Origin of the sequence: Streptomyces sp. NPDC000410 (genome assembly GCF_040300305.1) — a bacterium.
Classification (GTDB): domain Bacteria; phylum Actinomycetota; class Actinomycetes; order Streptomycetales; family Streptomycetaceae; genus Streptomyces.
Genome location: NZ_JBEPDM010000033.1, coordinates 1 through 17,795, shown reverse-complemented (window position 1 = coordinate 17,795; position 17,795 = coordinate 1). Strand labels below are relative to the sequence as shown.

Genomic DNA, 17,795 nt, shown 5'->3' with positions numbered 1-17,795 from the left:
TAAGGAGTAACCCCTAGGGGACTCGGCCGCCGGACCCCCTACGGACCGCCCCTTGGACCGACCCTCGCGCCGCGCGAGCCGCGCGTGAGACGGTGTCGCGCACGGAGATAGGTGCATAGGGAAGGGATCTTCATGGGCGGGGGAAGCGATACAGGCACGGCGGCGGGGGCCACCTCCGCCATACCCGGGGCGGGCAGCCGCCGCGGCCCGGTCGTCGCCGCGCTGATGACGGGCATGGCGCTGGTCGCCCTCGACAGCACCGTCGTCTCGACCGCCGTCCCGCAGATCGTCGGGGACCTGGGCGGGTTCTCGGTCTTCTCCTGGCTCTTCTCCGGCTATCTGCTCGCCGTCACCATCACCCTCCCCGTCTACGGGAAGCTCTCCGACACCTTCGGCCGCAAGCCGGTCCTGATCGCGGGCATCATCCTCTTCCTCGTCGGCTCGCTGCTGTGCGCCTCCGCCTGGAACATGGCCTCGCTGATCGCCTTCCGTATCGTCCAGGGCCTCGGCGGCGGCGCGCTCCAGGGCACGGTGCAGACGATCGCCGCCGACCTGTACCCCCTCAAGGAACGCCCCAAGATCCAGTCGAAGCTCTCCACCGTGTGGGCGGTCTCGGCGGTCGCGGGCCCGGGGGTCGGCGGGCTGCTCGCCGCGTACGCCGACTGGCGCTGGATCTTCCTGATCAACCTGCCGCTGGGCGCCCTCGCGCTGTGGCTGGTCGCCCGCCATCTGGTAGAGCCGGTACGCGAACGGGGCCCCCGGCCCCGTATCGACTGGTCCGGCGCGCTCGCCATCTTCCTCACCGGCACCCTGCTGCTCACCGCCCTCGTCCAAGGCGGCGTGGCCTGGCCCTGGCTCTCCGCCCCCTCGCTCGGGCTCTTCGCGGGCAGCGCGGCGGGCGCGGCCCTGACCGTGTTCATCGAGCGGCGGGCCGCCGAGCCGATCATCCCGGGCTGGATATGGCGCCGCCGCACCATCGCGGCGGTGAACCTGGCGCTCGGCGCGCTCGGGCTGCTGATGGTCGCGCCGACCGTCTTCCTGCCGACGTACGCCCAGTCGGTCCTCGGGCTCGGGCCGATCGCCGCCGGATTCGTGATGTCCGCGATGACCCTGAGCTGGCCGGTGAGCGCGGCGTTCTCCAACCGCGTCTACAACCGCATCGGCTTCCGGCAGACCGCGATCATCGGCATCACCGCGGCCATGCTGGTCCTGCTCGCGTTCCCGCTGCTGCTCCCCTACCCCGGCGAGCCCTGGCAGCCGGCGCTGATCATGCTGCTGCTCGGGGCGGCACTCGGGTTCTTCCAGCTCCCGCTGATCGTCGGCGTCCAGTCGACCGTCCCCTGGTCCGAACGCGGCACCACCACCTCGTCCGTCCTGTTCTGCCGCCAGGTCGGCCAGAGCCTCGGCGCGGCGCTCTTCGGCGCGCTCGCCAACGGGGTGCTCGCCGCCCGGCTCGGCGGCTCCGGCAATCTGGACGCCGTCGCCCACACCCTCGGCTCCGCCCCCGCCGAGCACCTGCGGCGGGCCGTCGCGGAAGCGGTGGACTACGTGTACGTCGGGGCGGCGGGGGCGGCGGGGCTCGCGCTGCTGGTGCTGGTGTTCCTCGCGCCACGGAGGTTCCCCGTGATCCAGGAACTCCAGGAACCCGCACGGGACGAGGAGCCGGCCGAGCGCGGCCTGTGAGACCTTCGTAAGTTTCGGTCACTCACCAGTCATAATCCGTCACAATCCGTCATGCGCACGCCCCCCCAACGACTACGGTGAAAGCGGCGCGCGACACCTCACACAGCACGGACGACGACGGGGGAAGTCAACTCGATGGCATGGGACGAGTGGGAGCAGGCCAAGACCGCGGCCGCGAATCGGTCCGAGACGGACCGGATGCGGCTGAACCAGCTTCCGGCCGAGGACAAGCCGTCGAGCGGCCCGGGCGGCGGAAGCGGGGATCTGGTCGTCCACGACGATGTACTGGGCGCACTGGGCGACATGGCGCGCTCGCTGCGGGACCAGGAATTACAGGATCTTCTCGATGAGACGCGCGTCGAGGCCATCGGCAAGGAGTTCGCCGACGACAAGGACCAGCGGAAACTGGAGCTCGAAAAGCAGGGTGAGTGGCGCAAGTTCGCGGCCGGGGCCGTGACCGGCGCTGGCATCGGCATCGGCGTGGCGACTGCCATGATCGTCCCCACCGGCGGAGCAGCGCTGATAGCCGTCCCCATCGCCATCGAGACGGTCGGCGGCGCCGCCAACGCCGCGGTCGCCGCAAACACACTCCAGTGGATCAAAGACAACGAGCTCGACAACCGCGACGAGGCCCTCACGGGCATCGCCAAGGCCAGGGAAGACGGAACAAACAACGCGATGATCCCCCTCATCAACTACAAAGAAGCACAGGGGATGACAGCGACGGAATTCAGAACTTGGCGTGCCGCCACCGAGAGCGCATACAACAACGGCGGCAAGCTCAGCGACACCAGTGACGCCGGCTGAGGCTGGTGGCCATGAGAAGGTTTGCCACGCTAGCGACTCTGACCGCCATACTCCTGAGCGCCTCCGCCTGCACCACTGACAAGAACGCGGACGAAGAGGCCACCCCCGACGACTCCACCTGCAAGGAACTCCTGGGCGAGTCAGGGCTGAACTGGCTCGAAGACCGCACGGGCGGCAAAGCACGCCTGAAGGTGAAGGAGGACCTGAAGAGCGCACGTGCGCTGTTCTATAGGCAGGTGGAGAACGAGTACCCGGAGGCCAGCAAGTACCCCATGTTCCGGAAGGCCACTGTGTGCCGGTCGAGGACCGGCGCCACGAACCCCCAAAAGGAGCTCGAAATCCGGGTCGGACCCTCCTTCTTCCCCTTCGACACTGATTTCGATGAGACTTCCAGAAGCGGCGAGAAGACCATCGAGACACCGGTGAACTCCGATGTCAAGCTCGTGCTCGGGAAGGACTGGGACAGGTCGACCACCCTCTACCGCGTGTACGTCACATGCAAGATCCCCGGTACGCCCGCACAGCAGGCGAACGAGATCCCGATCGAGGGGACCATGACCGACACACTCACCGGCGAGACCAGCCTCCGGGTCCACTACACCCACCTGCTGCAGTCCGCCAAGGTCATGGCGGACAACTTCGGCTGTGAGAACAAGCCGGTCGTCCCGGCCGAGCCCCCCGCCTCCGTGAAGTAGCGCCGCGCGTGCGGTGACGGCGGGCCCACCGGCCCCGCCGTCACCGCTCACGCTCCTTCATGTGACCCGACCGTTGCCGAACCGACATACCTTCCAGTCGGTAACCCCTTACGCCGGACCCCTACCGACAAGTAACGTACGCGCTCCTGCCCCCGCAAGGAGCCGCACCATGTCGTCGTACGACCACTTCTTCCCCGAACACGCACCACCCCCGCCGCAGGAACCGGAACCGGACGGCGATCTGCACCGGCTCCGCTCGGGCTACCGCAGACTGCGCCGCGTCGCGACCTACACCGCGCTCGGGTACTTCGTGCTCTTCCTGGTCCTCTCCGGCTACGCGCCCGAGCTGATGACCGAGCAGATCACCGGCGGCCTCACCACCGGCCTGCTGCTCGGGCTCCTCACCCTGCCCGTCTCCCTGGCCGCGATCGCGCTGTACGAGCGGATCGCACGCCGTCGGGTCGACCCGCTGGCGGCAGCGATCCGGCACCGGGCCGAGCAGTCCGCGCAGGCCACCCACACCGCTCAGGCGCCCGCGTCCCGCCACGGCCGCACCGCAGCCGCACCCGCCGCGTGGGAGTGGACGACGGGAGGCACGCGCGCATGACCGGCTTCAACTCCGACGCCCAGACCATGTCGTTCGTCGCCTTCATCTCCGTCATCACGGTGACGCTGCTGCTGTGCGTGATGACCGGGCCCGACCGGGACGACCTGGGCGAGTTCTACACCGGCTACCGCTCGCTCTCCCCCCTGCAGAGCGGCCTCGCCATCGCCGGTGACTACGTCTCCGCCTCGACGGTGCTCGCCACCATCGGCGTCATCGCGCTCGTCGGCTACGACGGACTCACGCTCGCCCTGAGCACCGTGCTCTCGCTCGTCCTCATGATGTTCCTGCTCGCCGAACCGGTGCGCAACGCGGGCCGGTTCACCATGGGCGACGTCCTCACCCGCCGCACCCCGGGCCCCGCCGTGCGGATCACCGCCTGCGCGGTCACCCTGGCCGCGCTGCTGCCGCTGGTGATCTTCCAGCTCGCGGGCGCGGGCGATCTGCTCGCCGTCGTCCTCGGCTTCGACTCGGACGGCTTCAAGACGGGGTCCATCATCTTCCTCGGGGTCCTGATGATCGCGTACGCGGCGATCGGCGGGATGAAGGGCACCGCGTTCATCCAGATCGTCAAGACCGTCGTCCTGCTCGGCGCGGCCACCGCCATCTCCGTACTCGTCCTGAACCGCTACGACTTCAGCCTGCCCCGGCTGCTCGAAGCGGCTGGGAAGGGCAGCGGGGCCGGGGACGCGTATCTCGCCTCCGGACTGCAGTTCGGAGGCGACCAGCTCGACATGATCAGCGCGCAGCTGACGGTGGTGCTCGGCGCGGCGGTCCTGCCGCACATCACGATGCGCATGTTCACGTCCCGCAGCGCCACCGCCGCGCGGCGCTCGATGTCCTGGGCCGTGTCGACCGTCGTCGTGACCTGCCTGCTGCTCGCCGTGATCGGCTTCGGAGCGGCCGCGATCGTCGGGCACAAGGGGCTCGTGGCCGCGGACCCGCAGGGCAAGACCGCGTTCCTGCTCGTGAGCCAGGCCCTGCTCGGCGCGGACGCGTCCTTCGGCGAGACGCTGATCTTCACCGCCGTGGCCACGGCGATCTTCCTCACGCTGCTCGCCTCCGTCGCCGGCATCACCCTCGCCTGCGCCAACACCATGGCCCACGACCTCATCGCGCACGGCCTGCGCCGCACCAGGCTGAAGCACTCCACCGAGATGGCCGTCGCCCGCGGGTCGGCGGCGGGCGTCGGGCTGGTCGCGATCGGCCTCGCGGCCGTCACCCGGGAAGGGAACCTCCAGGCGATGGTCACCCTGTCCTTCTGCATCGGCGCCTCGGCCGTGGCCCCCGCCCTCGTCTACAGCCTCTTCTGGCGCCGCTACACCCGTACGGGCCTGCTGAGCACCCTCGTCGTGGGCACCATCGCCGCGATCGTCCTCATGACCGGCAGCAACCTGGTCTCCGGATCCCCCCAGTCGGCCTTCCCCGACCAGGACTTCAACTGGTTCCCGTTCACCACGACGGGCCTCGTCTCGGTGCCGCTGGGCTTCCTGGCCGGCTGGCTCGGCACGGTCCTGGCTCCGCGGGACGCCTCCGCCGGGCGCCTGCGGTACGCGGCGGTGGAGCCGACCATCCTGGCCGGTGCGCCGGCGCCGCCACGGGCCGGAGCCTGACGGAAAAGCACCGGGGCGCCCGGCCCGCGCGTTCGCAGCGCGGGCCGGGCGCCCCTTTGATCGTGCGTAAGGACCGCTAGAGCAGCCCGTCCCACATCTGCTCCAGCAGCACCGACCACCAGCTCTCCGGCGACGACAGCGCCGCCGGGTCGAGCGCGGCGAGCTGGGCCTGGAAGTCGACCGTCCAGCGGCCCGCCTGCTCCGGGTTGAGCCCGAAGCGCAGCCGCCACATCCGGCCGAGCAGGGCCAGGCAGCGTGTGAACTCCGGCAGCCCGCTGTTCACGAACTGCGGTGCCACCGGCTGGCCGCCCGGACCCGACTCCACCGGGACCGCCACGATCTGCGCGGTGCCGTACTGGACACAGATGGCGCGGCCGAAGTCGCTGCCCACGACGAGGTACGAACCGGCGTCCGAGGCCGGCTGCACCTGTCGCTGCGCGGCCAGTTCGGCCAGCGTGGGCACCACCGGCTGGGCGGGCTGGGCCCAGAAGAACGGACCGAAGTCGGCCGGGAGCCCCGCCCACACGAGGGTGCGCGCCACGATCTCCGGCACGCCCTGGCGGGACACCGCCCGCTGGTCGAACCGGCAGATGCCCTGCGGGCCGAACGCCCCCACGAGCTCCTGCGCGATCCCCTCCGGGGGGATCGGCGGGACGGGCTGGACCGGCGGCAGCGGTGCGCGCACCGGCGCGGGGCGTGCCGGGCCGTCCGCGACCTGGTGCAACTCGCCCTGGTGGGTGAGCAGTTGCTGCATGCCGCCCTGCCGGCTGGCGTGGTCCTTGCCGTACGGGGCGATGTTGGTGATCCGCGCCTGCGGCCAGGTCTCCCGGATCATCCGGGCGCAGTAACCGCCGGGCAGCTCGCACGACTCCAGCTCGGTGTGCAGCTCCAGCACCTGCTGCGGCGGCACATTCATGGCGCGCAGCTCGTGCAGGATCTGCCACTCGGGGTGCGGCGTGCCGGGGGCCGAGCGGCGGATGAGCTGGGCCTCCGAGCCGTCGGGCGCGCGGTAGCGCAGCACGGCCTGGTAGCCGGGGCCGACGGTCGGCACGGCGGCCGGCGGCTGCTGCGGATAGCCGTACGCCGACGGCTGCGCTCCCGGTACGGGGCCGGGCGCGCCCGGAGGCGCCCCCGGCGGCGGGACCTGGCCGGGACCTGCGAGCATCGTCGCGGCGTGGTGGACGCCGCCGCCGGGAGGACCGGGAGGCTGCGGCGCGCCCGGTGCGGCACCGGGCGGACCCGGAGGCTGCGGCGGCTGCGGCGCACCGGGACCGCCCAGGCCGCCGGGGCCGGGCTGGGCCAGCATCGTCGCGGCATGGTGGACACCGCCCGGCGGAGTACCGGGCACACCGGGAGGCTGCGGCGGCTGCGGCGCACCAGGACCAGCCGGACCACCCAGGCCACCCGGGCCGGGCTGAGCCAGCATCGTCGCGGCATGGTGAACACCGCCCGGCGGAGTACCGGGCACACCCGGAGGCTGCGGCGGCTGCGGCGCACCAGGACCAGCCGGACCACCCAGACCGCCCGGACCCGGCTGAGCCAGCATCGTCGCGGCCTGGTTCACGTCGCCGGGAGGCTTCGGCCCGTCCGGGCCGAGCTGGGAGACCAACTGCGTCGGTACGTAACCGCCGGCCGGAGCGCCCGGGGGCGGCGTCGTGCCGGGCCTCGCGCCGGGGACACCGGGCGGGGCGGGCGGCGGCGGTGTCGTCGGACCGCTCCCCCGCGAGGCCCTCGGCGGCAGGGCGGCCTTGCTCGTCGCGGCGTCGGCGATGTCACCGGCCCCGCCGGGCGGCCGCGGGCCACCGGGCGCCTGCGGGTCGAGCGCCGGAGCGATCGCGGTCTTCGGCAACTGGCTGCCGCCCGAGATCAGCGCGGTCGGCGCGTCCGCGCCCACGAACGGCGGCGGGGTGTCGTCGTCGTCCGACCCGGACAACGGCGGCGCGAACACGGTCTCCGGCAGCGCCACGGACCCGTCGCCCGCCGCCCCGCCGTTGGTGTCGGTCCCGGCCCACGGGGTCGCCCCCGCGGGTACGCCGTCCGAGGCGGTCGGCTCGTGGTCCCCGCCCCCGGCGGCGGGCCAGTCGCTCCCGCCCACCGAGGAACCCGTGGACCCGGCCCCGGCCCCGGAATCCGGCCACGCGCCACCGGCGACGTGCGAGCCACGCCCACTCGTGTCACCGGCCGACGCACCGCCACCCGTCGAGAACGCGGACCCGGCCCCCTGCGCGCCGCTCACCGAGCCCGGCGCGGCCGACGCATCGTCCGAGACGCGCGCGCCGGGCCCCTGCGGACCGTCCACCGAAGCCGTCGCGGGCACACCCGCACCCGCCGACGAACCCGTACCGCCCGCCGCGGGCACACCCGCGCCGCCCGCCGCAGGCACACCCGCACCCGCCGAACCCGAACCGCCCGTCGCAGAGGCGCTCGCACCCGCGTCCGCACCCGAACGCCTGTCCGGAATGCCCAGCTTGTCCGCCGCGTCCTGGAGCCACTCCGGCGGTGTCAGCAGGAACGAGGTCTGGTTCAGATCGATCCGCTCGGGCGGCTGCGGCGCCGGGGACTCCGGCGCCCCGTCCGGAGTGCCGTACTCCTCCTCGTACCGACGGATCACCTCACCCACCGGCAGGCCGGGCCACAGCGTGGCCTCCCCGCTGTCCCGGGCGATCACCAGCCGCTGGCTGCCGCCGTCCGACGTCGGGCCCTCCGGGCGGTCCTCCGCCCACACCACGAAGCCGAGTTCGAACTCCCGCACCCGCACCTCGCGGTGCTGATACGCGGGCACGTCCCCGTTGACCCACTCTTCCGCGCGCTCCTGCGCCTGCGCGAACGTCACCATCGCGAGCTCACTCCCCCACCGGGACGGCGTGCGCGAAGCCGCCGTCCACCATCAGGTTCGCCACCGTCTCCAGCTCGGGCGGATTCCCCGCCAGCCGCGACAGAAACGCGTCGAAATCCTCACCGCACGGCAGCAGCAGCCGCTCCACGCGTTCGTTCACCGACCAGCCGTCCTGGTCCCGCGCGTCGTCGTACGCGCAGAACCACACCGAACCGGTGTCGCCGCCGCGGACCTTCACCGCGAGCAGCCCGCCCTGGACGAAACCGACGCCCAGGTAGTCCTTCGTCAGATGGTCCCGCAGACACTTGTTGGCGTACACCAGATCGTTGACCGCCGCCTCCTCACGTACCGTGAAGAACGGCTGGTCGATCAGCAGCCCCAGCTCCGCGTCCAGCGCCGCGCCGACCGGCGCGCAGCCGCCGGCCGCCTTGAGGAACGAGCGGTAGGCGCCCGGCAGGCGGAACCCCAAGTCCTCCTCCACACCGAGCAGTTGCCGCTCGGTCACCGACAACGCGGTCTTCGGCAGGCCGAAATGCGCGGGCCGGGTCTCCTGGAGCGGACGCGTGCCCCGCTTGGTGTGGTCGACCGCCGCCGTCGTCATCCCGGCGTGGTGCCGCAGCAGCGCCTTCACCTCGACCGGCACCAGCTCCAGCCGGCGCCCGCCCGCGACGTGGTGCCACGTCCAGCCGTGCGGGGTCGCCACCGCCGGGATGGTGTCCCACAGGTCGTGGCCGTCCGCGTGCAGCGCGGCATTCGCCGATACGTAGTCGGTGAGCCGCAGTTCGTCGACGCCGAAGCCCTCCGGGGGCTCCGCGATCTCCGCGGCGGCACGCGCGTACGGCGAGAAGTCCGGATAGCCGTTTTCGTCCACCCGTACACCCATGGGGTGACGGGCGGCGCGGACCGGGTCCGGGAAGTGCACGACCTGCCCGGCGTAGGCCGCGTTCGGTGGCGCGGCTTGCTGCCCGAGCCGACCTGTCGTCATGGCGGTAGCCCCCTGCTGCGTCTGGCTGGTTCACCACAGCCTATGCGGTGGGGCAACAGGCGGTACCGCCCCTCCGTTTCCGTAACGAACGGTCACAATCGTGTGACCCTCTGCCCAGGTGAGCAACAGCCGACACACCACATCGACACACATCAGCCACCCCGCTTCCTTACCCGCCGCCCCATTTGGCAGGCTGTCACCCCGCAACCCGGGGGGCTTGTGTAGGGAGGGAATCACTATGTACACGGCACCGCACACCTCACCGTCGGTCACCGCGGGTGATCCGCGGCTCAGCTGGAGCGGCGCGGAGGCCGCCGGCCGGCCGCCCGTGCTCGGCTTCCGCCGCGACGGGATCCTGCCGACCGTGGCGGCGGCACTGTCCGTACGCGGTGAGACCACCCTCACCTGTACCGCGGGCCGCGGCGACGACCCGCCCGCGCTCCACCCCCTCGTCGAGGACTTCCTCGCCACCCTCACCAGCGGCCAGCGCGAACGCTTCACCGGGCGCTGTCCCGAAGCGATCCTGCTCTCCCGGCACCTCAGCGCCACGGACGCCGCGCGCTCCAAGCGCGCCCAGCGCAAGCCCCTCACCCACGGCGAGGCCAGGCGTTCCCTCAAGTCCGCCAAGCTCACCGCACGTCATATCCGCGAGGGCGGCGACCCGCTGCACGGCAGCTACGCGGCCCCCTGCCGTTCCTGTACGGCGATGCTCGCCCACTTCGGCGTGCGCCCCGTCGACCCGGCCCCGGCCCCCGCCCCGCACCAGACCGAGAACGGCTGATCTTGTACGAGCACAACACCACCCGCTTCCCGGTCGCCGTCGACGCCGCACTGCGCGACGCCGGCTGGCAGCCCGGCCGCTGGGACATCAAGCAGGCCGAACACTGGGCCGACACCCTGCGCGCCTACGTCTCCCCCGGCGGCCACCGCCACGCCGTCTTCCCCGCCGCCGTCGAGGCCTGGGCCGAATTCGGCGCCCTGACCGTCACCTCGCCCGGCCCCGGCCGTCAGATCGCCCCCTCGGTCATCCGCTTCGACCCTCTCGCCGGACTCCACCTCGCCCGCACCCTCGGCGACCTCGGCCGAGCGCTGGAGACCGAGCTCACACCACTCGGCGAGGAAGCGGACGCCCAGGCCGTCCTCGCGATCGACACCGAGGGCCGCGTCTACAGCCTCGACCACACCGGCGACTGGTACCTCGGCCCCGGTGTCGACCAGGCCCTCGCGACGCTGATCACCGGCGCTCAGCCGACCCGGCTCACCACCGCGCCGCCGAAGACTCCGTAACCCCGGGCAGCCCCGGCGACGTCAGGCCTCAGCCCGCGGCCTCCGGCAGCACCGCCGACACCCGGAAACCGCCCGCCTCCGTCGGCCCCGAGACGAACACCCCGCCGAGCGCCGAGACCCGCTCCCGCATCCCCGTCAGACCGTTCCCGCCGCTCGGCAGGCCCGCGTCCGAGGCACCCCGCTCGCAGGGGCCGTTCTCCACCTGCATCGCGATCTCCGCCTCGCGATGCGCGACGCGCACCCACGTCCTCGCGCCCGCCGCGTGCTTGTGCACGTTCGTCAGCGCCTCCTGCACCACCCGGAACGCGGCCTGCTCCACCTCCGGCCGGTACGCCCGCGCCTCCCCGTGCACCGACAGCTCCACGGCCATCCCCGCCTGCCGCGACTGCTCGACCAGCCGCTCCAGATCCGCGAGGCACGGCCCGTCATCGGCGGCAGCGGCGGTGGCTGCCGCCGCGGCGGCAGCCACCGCCGCCAGCGGGACCGGCTCCGCCGACGGGCGCGGGGCGGTCTCGTCGCCGGCCCGCAGCACCCCGAGCATCTCGCGCAGCTCCGTCAGCGCCTGGCGCCCCATGTCCCCCACCAGCGCCGCGTTCTTCACCGCCTTCTGCGGGTCCTTCAGCGCCACCGCCTGCAACGCGGCAGCGTGCACCACCATCAGGCTCACCCGGTGCGCCACCACGTCGTGCATCTCCCGCGCGATCCGGGTCCGCTCCTCCGTACGGGCCCACTGCGCCCGCTGCTCCGCCTGGTCCGCCAGCAGATCCAGCTCCTGCTCCAGGCTGTCCGCCCGCTCGCGCAGACTCTCCATCAGCCGCCGCCGCGCCCCGATGTACAGCCCGAACAGCAACGGCGGCGCCGTCACCCCGATCGACATCACGAGCGACACCACCGGCACGTACCAGGGCCCCGGGTCGAAGTCCGCCTGCGCCACGTCCTGCCGCGTCCGTACGAACGTCACGATCAGCGTGCCAGCGAGCGACAGCCCCGCGAGCGCCACGGTGACACGGCGGGGGGCCTCCGACGCGGCGAGCGTGTACAGCCCGACGATCCCCATCAGGAAGCCCATCTCGGCCGGTGTGACCGCGAGCGAGACGAGCACCACGGTGGCGGGCCACCGGCGCCGCAGCACCAGCGCCGACCCGGCGATCACCCCGAAGAGCACCCCGACCGCCACCGGCAGTCCGGACCGCTCCGCGAACCAGATCCCCTCCGCGCCGCACTCGGCGGCCGACGCCAGCCCGAGCCCCACGTCCAAGGCGGCACTGCGCCGCCGTCCCCACCACAGCCAGGTCCGGGCGGTCACGCCCGCAGCGGCCTGGTGTGCCCCCGTTGTGGTCATGTCTTCCAGACTACGGAAGGGCGCGAACGATTTTCCGGCGACTCCGTCAGCGCGGATCGTGACGATCCGCCCACGCAACCGTCGCACGGAAGGGGCTTGGTACGGCATAGTGTTGGGTGCCGATCCGACAACCCGGCCTCATGTCCGGTTCCATCGGATTTATTCCCCCGTGGTGTAATTGGCAGCACCGTGGCTTTTGGTGCCATTTGTTCGGGTTCGAGTCCTGACGGGGGAGCCACCTTTACTCGGGCACCGCGTGGGTCCTGACCTCTCTGGTCAGGACCCGCACTCATTTCGTCCTCGAAAGCCCCCGGTATCCTGCGGGTGTCCACCACCCGAAGCCGAAGGGCATTCCCGTGAGCGCCAACCGCCCGGCCGCCGTCGTCGTCCTCGCAGCGGGTGAGGGCACCCGCATGAAGTCGAAGACTCCCAAGGTCCTCCACGAAATCGCCGGGCGCTCGCTCGTCGGACACGTCGTGTCCGCGGCCCGCGAGCTGGAGCCCGAGGAGCTCGTCGTGGTCGTCGGCCACGCGAGCGAGCAGGTCGAGGGACACCTCACCGAGCACTACGCGGGAACGCGGACCGCGTTCCAGGCCGAGCAGAACGGCACCGGCCACGCGGTGCGGATGGCCCTCGAAGAGCTGGGGCGTACGCCGGAGGGCACCGTGGTCGTCGTCTGCGGCGACACTCCCCTTCTCTCCGGCGAGACGCTGACCGCGCTCGCCGCGACGCACGCCGCCGACGGCAACGCGGTGACCGTGCTGACGGCCGAGGTCCCGGACTCGACCGGGTACGGGCGGATCGTGCGCGACGCCGCGAGCGGCGCCGTCACGGCGATCGTCGAGCACAAGGACGCCACCGACGCCGAGCGGGCGATCAACGAGATCAACTCCGGGGTCTTCGCGTTCGACGGCCAGCTGCTCACGGACGCGCTCGGCAAGGTGCGCACGGACAACAGCCAGGGCGAGGAGTACCTCACCGACGTCCTCGGCATCCTGCGCGAGGCGGGCCACCGCGTCGGCGCCTCGGTCGCCGCCGACCACCGGGAGATCCTGGGCATCAACAACCGCGTACAGCTGGCGGAGGCCCGCCGGCTGCTCAACGCCCGCCTGCTGGAGCGGGCGATGACCGCCGGCGTGACGATCGTCGACCCGGCGTCCGTCCTCGTCGACGTGACGGTGACGTTCGAGCGGGACGCGGTGATCCACCCGGGTACGCAGTTGCTGGGCGCCACGCACATCGCGGAGGACGCCGAGGTCGGCCCGAACACCCGGCTGCGGGACACGACCGTGGGCCGTGGCGCCCGGGTGGACAACACGGTCGCCGAGAGCGCGGTCATCGGCGAGTCCGCCTCCGTCGGCCCGTACGCGTACCTGCGCCCCGGCACCAAGCTCGGCCTGAAGGCCAAGGCGGGTACGTACGTGGAGATGAAGAACGCCACGATCGGCGAGGGCACGAAGGTCCCGCACCTGTCCTACGTCGGTGACGCGACGATCGGCGAGTACACGAACATCGGCGCGGCCAGCGTGTTCGTGAACTACGACGGCGAGGCGAAGCACCACACCACGATCGGTTCACATTGCAAGACGGGCTCGGACAACATGTTTGTTGCGCCTGTCACAGTCGGGGACGGCGCGTACACCGCCGCCGGATCCGTCATCACCAAGGACGTGCCGCCCGGTTCACTGGCCGTCGCCCGTGGGCAGCAACGGAATATCGAGGGCTGGGTGGCCCGTAAGCGTCCGGGAAGCGCGGCCGCCCAGGCCGCCACGGAGGCGGCCAGGCAGGTCCAGAACGAGAACTGACCGGAAACAGGTGCGTCAATCTCGGCGTACCGTGATACGTGCACGTAATTTCGGCTGGCTCGTGGCCGGATAACTCGTCTGAGGAGACAGTGCTGTGACCGGGATCAAGACGACCGGCGAGAAGAAGCTGATGCTCTTCTCCGGCCGCGCCCACCCCGAGCTTGCCGAGGAGGTCGCGCACCAGCTGGGCGTCGGCCTGGTGCCGACGAAGGCTTTCGACTTCGCCAACGGTGAGATCTACGTCCGCTTCCAGGAGTCCGCGCGCGGCGCCGACTGCTTCCTGATGCAGAGCCACACGGCTCCCATCAACAAGTGGATCATGGAACAGCTCATCATGCTGGACGCTCTGAAGCGGGCCTCCGCGCGGAGCATCACCGTGATCATCCCGTCCTACGGCTACGCCCGGCAGGACAAGAAGCACCGCGGCCGTGAGCCGATCTCGGCCCGCCTGATCGCCGACATGCTGAAGACCGCGGGGGCCGACCGCATCCTCACGGTCGATCTGCACACCGACCAGATCCAGGGCTTCTTCGACGGCCCGGTGGACCACCTGTCCGCGCTGCCGGTGCTCGCCGACTACGTGGGCGCCAAGGTCGACCGCTCGAAGCTGACCGTGGTCTCCCCGGACGCCGGCCGGGTCCGGGTCGCCGACCGCTGGTGCGACCGGCTGGACGCGCCGCTGGCGATCGTCCACAAGCGCCGCGACAAGGACGTCGCCAACCAGGTCACCGTCCACGAGGTGGTCGGTGAGGTCCGGGGCCGCGTCTGCGTCCTGGTCGACGACATGATCGACACCGGTGGCACCATCTGCGCCGCGGCGGACGCCCTGTTCGCGCACGGTGCGGAGGACGTCATCGTGACGGCCACGCACGGCATCCTGTCCGGCCCTGCGGCGGACCGTCTGAAGAACTCCAAGGTGAGCGAGTTCGTGTTCACGAACACGCTGCCGGACCCGGGCGACCTGGAGCTCGACAAGATCACCGTCCTGTCGATCGCCCCGACGATCGCGCGTGCCGTGCGCGAGGTCTTCGAGGACGGCTCGGTGACGAGCCTCTTCGAGGAGCAGTAAGCACGCGGACCTAGATCCTTTTGGGTGCGGCCTCCCCGCCGAGTAGACTGTCGAAGTTGCTCGGCGAGGGAGGCCGTACTTTTTCGGTACGGCGGTCCGTTATCGACGCGCTCTTCGTAGCAGGCCAGTCGTGGCCGGGTGACCAGCCACATTCCCTTTCTGCTTACGAGGAGTGCTCATGTCCGAGGTGAAGCTCGCCACCGAGACCCGTACCGAGTTCGGTAAGGGTGCCGCCCGCCGCGTCCGCCGCGAGAACAAGGTTCCCGGCGTTCTGTACGGCCACGGCACGGACCCGGTCCACGTGACCCTGCCGGGCCACGAGCTGCTGCTCGCCCTCCGCACCCCGAACGTCCTGCTGGCCCTGGACATCGAGGGCAAGACCGAGCTCGCGATCCCGAAGGCCGTGCAGCGCGACCCGCTGAAGGGCTTCCTGGAGCACGTCGACCTGCTGCTCGTGAAGCGCGGCGAGAAGGTCAACGTGGACATCCCGGTCCACACCGAGGGTGAGCTGGCCGCCGGTGGCAACCTGCTGGAGCACGTCCTGAACGCGCTGCCGGTCGAGGCCGAGGCCACCCACATCCCCGAGGCCGTCACCGTCTCCGTCGAGGGCCTGGAGGCCGGTGCCTCCGTCCTCGCCAAGGACATCACCCTGCCCAAGGGCGTCTCGCTGGCCGTCGACGAGGACGCCGTCGTCCTCCAGGTCCTGGCCGCGCAGGCCGAGGAGCCGACTGCCGAGGGCGCCGAGGCCGAGGGTGCGGAGACCGCCGAGGCCTGAGCCGTACGCTCTGCTTGACGGGGTGGCGGGCCGCCTGGCCCGCCACCCCGTTTTTCTCTGTACGGGACTCAAGGAGACGACGACGCTCATGACGACGGATGCGACCGCGACCGCCCCCTGGCTGATCGTGGGGCTCGGGAACCCCGGACCGGGCTATGCGGCGAACCGCCACAATGTCGGCTTCATGGTGGCCGACCTGCTCGCCGGGCGGATCGGCGGAAGCTTCAAGCGGGCGGCCAAGGCGCAGGCCCAGGTGCTGGAGGGCCGGATCGGTCCGGTGGGGCCGGCGAACCGGCGGGTGATCCTCGCGAAGCCGATGTCGTACATGAACCTCTCCGGCGGCCCGGTCGTGGCGCTGCGCGACTTCTACAAGGTGCCGACGGCGAACATCGTCGCGATCCACGACGAGCTGGACATCGACTACGGCGTGCTGCGGCTGAAGCTGGGCGGCGGGGACAACGGGCACAACGGCCTGAAGTCGATGACGAAGGCGATGGGCGCGGACTACCACCGGCTGCGCTTCGGCATCGGGCGCCCGCCGGGGCGCCAGCAGGTGGCGGACTTCGTGCTGAAGGACTTCTCGGCGACGGAGCGCAAGGAGCTGGACTACTTCGTGGACCGGGCGGCGGACGCGGTGGAGTGTCTGGTGACCGAGGGCCTTGAACGCGCCCAGAGCACGTACAACTCCTGACAACACCGACTAAATCGCTGGTCAGAGGTTGACCGAGCGCGGTCGCGTGCCGAAGGATCGCGCCCCATGAAGCGGAACTCCTCCGGCCGGATACTCGACCACGGCCGTCGCGCGGCCATGGTGCTGGTCGCCCTGCTCCTCCTCGTCGCCGGAGCCTGGTCCTCCTGGGCCACGGCCCAGCACGTCCTGCTCTCCAAGGGCCGCGAGCACGGGATGCTCACCGTCGCCGACTGCGGCGAGAAGACCTGCACCGGCCGGTACGACCCCGAAGGCCCCGCGGCGTCCCGCACCGGCATGACCATCGAGCGCTCGGTCGCCGTCACCAAGGGCGACACGCTCACGGTCGTCGTCAAGCCCGGCACCGACCAGGTGGTCCGCACGGGCTGGGGCGGCGCCCTCCACGCCTGGCTCCCCCTGGGCGGAGCCCTGCTCCTGGCGGCCCTCGTCATCGGGGGCGGCCTGCGGCTGACCCGTATCGCGTGGGGCACGGCGGCGGCGGGCGGGGCGCTGCTGGTGGGGGCCTTCTTCGCGCTCTGACCCGCCAGGGCACCGCGGGAGCGGCGAAGTCACCCGATCGTTACGGGGACCAATGGGGCAAGTGGCGGCGCTAGGTACGGATGCCTCACCGCGTGTATTGACGGCCCGGCCGCGCCGACAGGAAGCTGAGCCGCCCCCCACGGCATCCCCTTCTCCTGTGTTGGACTGCCCATGCGCATGCTCACTTCCACCGGCGCGCTGGTGACGGCCGCGGCCTGCTCGCTGCTGCTCGCCCCTTCCGCGCTCGCCACCCCGCCCGGCGACAACGGCACCGTCAAGATCCACGATGCCGCGACCGGCGAAGAACTCCGCAAGAACGAGCCGCACGTCTGCACCTTCTACCTCGACGCCTTCGGTTTCGACGCCGGTCAGCAGGTCGACTGGCGGATCGAGGCCTGGGCCCCGACCGCCGACGTGAAGGGCAAGGAGGCCGAGTCCGGCTCGCTGGCCCTCGACGCCTCCGGTCACGGCCGGACCGCGGACCTGTCACTCCCCGACGGCCACTACAAGCTGTTCTGGACCTTCGACGGCGAGCACGGCAGCGCCAAGCACAAGGTCTTCTGGACCGAGTGCGATGCCGACGACGGGAAGCCGGGCGAGAAGCCGGACGACAACCCCGGTGACAAGCCCGGTGAGAAGCCCGGTGACAAGCCGGGCGAGGAGCCCTCGGCCGAACCGTCCACGCCGGCGAACGAGAAGCCCTCCACGCCCGCGGACACCAAGCCCACCCCGGCTCCGACCGTGAACGGCGCCTCCGGCGACCTCGCCGAGACCGGCAGCTCGGCGCCCGTGGGCGTGCTTTCGGCGGTCGCGGCCGCGCTGGTCGCGGGCGGCGGCTACCTGGTGATGCGCCGCCGCAGGGCTCAGCAGGAGCGCTGACGGCCGTAGGGGCTGCCGACCGGCCCGAACCGGCCCGGTCGGGGCGAAGCCCCGCCGGTGGGCGGCAGAGGTCCGGACCCTAGCCCCGGAATTCCTTCGGAACCCGGAAGACCGCCGGCCCCCCGGGGTCCGGGCGCGGCCGCGCGCCAGGGCGGGGCGGGGCCGGGGGCGCCGACCGGACGGCGGC

General features: G+C 71.7%; 16 protein-coding genes and 1 tRNA gene. 14 read left to right on the top strand and 3 right to left on the bottom strand.

The annotated features are described in order from the left end of the window. Window positions 1-132: 132 nt before the first annotated feature. The 5 genes from ABT342_RS26710 to ABT342_RS26690 all read left to right on the top strand — a co-directional run bounded on the left by ABT342_RS26710 (window position 133) and on the right by ABT342_RS26690 (window position 5,402). Window positions 133-1,683, top strand: coding sequence for an MFS transporter (locus ABT342_RS26710; RefSeq protein WP_351578910.1), 1,551 nt, complete (start codon window positions 133-135; stop codon window positions 1,681-1,683). A 135-nt stretch (window positions 1,684-1,818) separates the two neighbouring features. Beyond that, on the top strand, window positions 1,819-2,490 hold the full coding sequence (locus ABT342_RS26705) for a hypothetical protein (RefSeq protein ID WP_351578907.1): 672 nt from the start codon (window positions 1,819-1,821) through the stop codon (window positions 2,488-2,490). An 11-nt stretch (window positions 2,491-2,501) separates the two neighbouring features. Beyond that, on the top strand, window positions 2,502-3,185 hold the full coding sequence (locus ABT342_RS26700) for an outer membrane protein assembly factor BamD (protein WP_351578904.1): 684 nt from the start codon (window positions 2,502-2,504) through the stop codon (window positions 3,183-3,185). 169 nt (window positions 3,186-3,354) lie between these two features. Then, window positions 3,355-3,792, top strand: a complete 438-nt coding sequence (locus tag ABT342_RS26695; protein ID WP_351578901.1) for a DUF485 domain-containing protein — start codon at window positions 3,355-3,357, stop codon at window positions 3,790-3,792. After that, complete coding sequence (locus ABT342_RS26690) at window positions 3,789-5,402, top strand: sodium/solute symporter (protein WP_351578898.1); 1,614 nt, start codon at window positions 3,789-3,791, stop codon at window positions 5,400-5,402. Before ABT342_RS26695 ends, ABT342_RS26690 begins: the two co-directional genes overlap by 4 nt. Before the next feature lie 76 nt (window positions 5,403-5,478). Here ABT342_RS26690 and ABT342_RS26685 read toward each other — a convergent pair whose 3' ends face one another. Further along, window positions 5,479-8,238 carry an SUKH-4 family immunity protein gene (locus ABT342_RS26685; RefSeq protein WP_351578895.1) on the bottom strand — a complete coding sequence of 920 codons (2,760 nt, stop codon included), beginning with the start codon at window positions 8,236-8,238 and terminating at the stop codon, window positions 5,479-5,481. 7 nt (window positions 8,239-8,245) lie between these two features. After that, entirely contained in the window at window positions 8,246-9,223 is a 978-nt protein-coding gene (locus ABT342_RS26680) for an SMI1/KNR4 family protein (RefSeq protein ID WP_351578892.1), read from the bottom strand. A 238-nt stretch (window positions 9,224-9,461) separates the two neighbouring features. On the opposite strand from ABT342_RS26680, the gene ABT342_RS26675 reads away from it, so the two are divergent. Both ABT342_RS26675 and ABT342_RS26670 read left to right on the top strand, forming a co-directional pair. Beyond that, window positions 9,462-10,004 carry a YwqJ-related putative deaminase gene (locus tag ABT342_RS26675; protein WP_351578889.1) on the top strand — a complete coding sequence of 181 codons (543 nt, stop codon included), beginning with the start codon at window positions 9,462-9,464 and terminating at the stop codon, window positions 10,002-10,004. After that, entirely contained in the window at window positions 10,004-10,510 is a 507-nt protein-coding gene (locus ABT342_RS26670; RefSeq protein ID WP_502965622.1) for an SUKH-3 domain-containing protein, read from the top strand. Before ABT342_RS26675 ends, ABT342_RS26670 begins: the two co-directional genes overlap by 1 nt. Window positions 10,511-10,538: 28 nt before the next feature. Here ABT342_RS26670 and ABT342_RS26665 read toward each other — a convergent pair whose 3' ends face one another. Further along, window positions 10,539-11,852, bottom strand: a complete 1,314-nt coding sequence (locus ABT342_RS26665) for a sensor histidine kinase (RefSeq protein WP_351578883.1) — start codon at window positions 11,850-11,852, stop codon at window positions 10,539-10,541. Between the two features lie 163 nt (window positions 11,853-12,015). Between ABT342_RS26665 and ABT342_RS26660 the strand changes: the two genes are divergently transcribed. From ABT342_RS26660 to ABT342_RS26630, 7 genes are all read left to right on the top strand, one after another. After that, window positions 12,016-12,090 (top strand) — tRNA-Gln (locus tag ABT342_RS26660). Between the two features lie 118 nt (window positions 12,091-12,208). After that, window positions 12,209-13,657 (top strand): bifunctional UDP-N-acetylglucosamine diphosphorylase/glucosamine-1-phosphate N-acetyltransferase GlmU, encoded by a 1,449-nt coding sequence (gene glmU, locus ABT342_RS26655; RefSeq protein WP_351578881.1) that lies wholly within the window; start codon window positions 12,209-12,211, stop codon window positions 13,655-13,657. Window positions 13,658-13,751: 94 nt separating this feature from the next. Beyond that, window positions 13,752-14,726, top strand: coding sequence for a ribose-phosphate diphosphokinase (locus ABT342_RS26650; protein WP_351578878.1), 975 nt, complete (start codon window positions 13,752-13,754; stop codon window positions 14,724-14,726). Window positions 14,727-14,904: 178 nt separating this feature from the next. Continuing rightward, window positions 14,905-15,501 carry a 50S ribosomal protein L25/general stress protein Ctc gene (locus ABT342_RS26645; RefSeq protein WP_351578876.1) on the top strand — a complete coding sequence of 199 codons (597 nt, stop codon included), beginning with the start codon at window positions 14,905-14,907 and terminating at the stop codon, window positions 15,499-15,501. An 88-nt stretch (window positions 15,502-15,589) separates the two neighbouring features. Then, the gene (gene pth, locus ABT342_RS26640) at window positions 15,590-16,192 is read left to right on the top strand and encodes an aminoacyl-tRNA hydrolase (RefSeq protein ID WP_351578873.1); all 603 of its coding nucleotides are present in this window, start codon (window positions 15,590-15,592) and stop codon (window positions 16,190-16,192) included. A gap of 66 nt (window positions 16,193-16,258) precedes the next feature. Further along, on the top strand, window positions 16,259-16,729 hold the full coding sequence (locus ABT342_RS26635; protein ID WP_351578870.1) for a hypothetical protein: 471 nt from the start codon (window positions 16,259-16,261) through the stop codon (window positions 16,727-16,729). Between the two features lie 171 nt (window positions 16,730-16,900). Then, complete coding sequence (locus tag ABT342_RS26630; RefSeq protein WP_351578867.1) at window positions 16,901-17,608, top strand: LAVTG motif-containing sortase-dependent surface protein; 708 nt, start codon at window positions 16,901-16,903, stop codon at window positions 17,606-17,608. Window positions 17,609-17,795 lie beyond the last annotated feature (187 nt).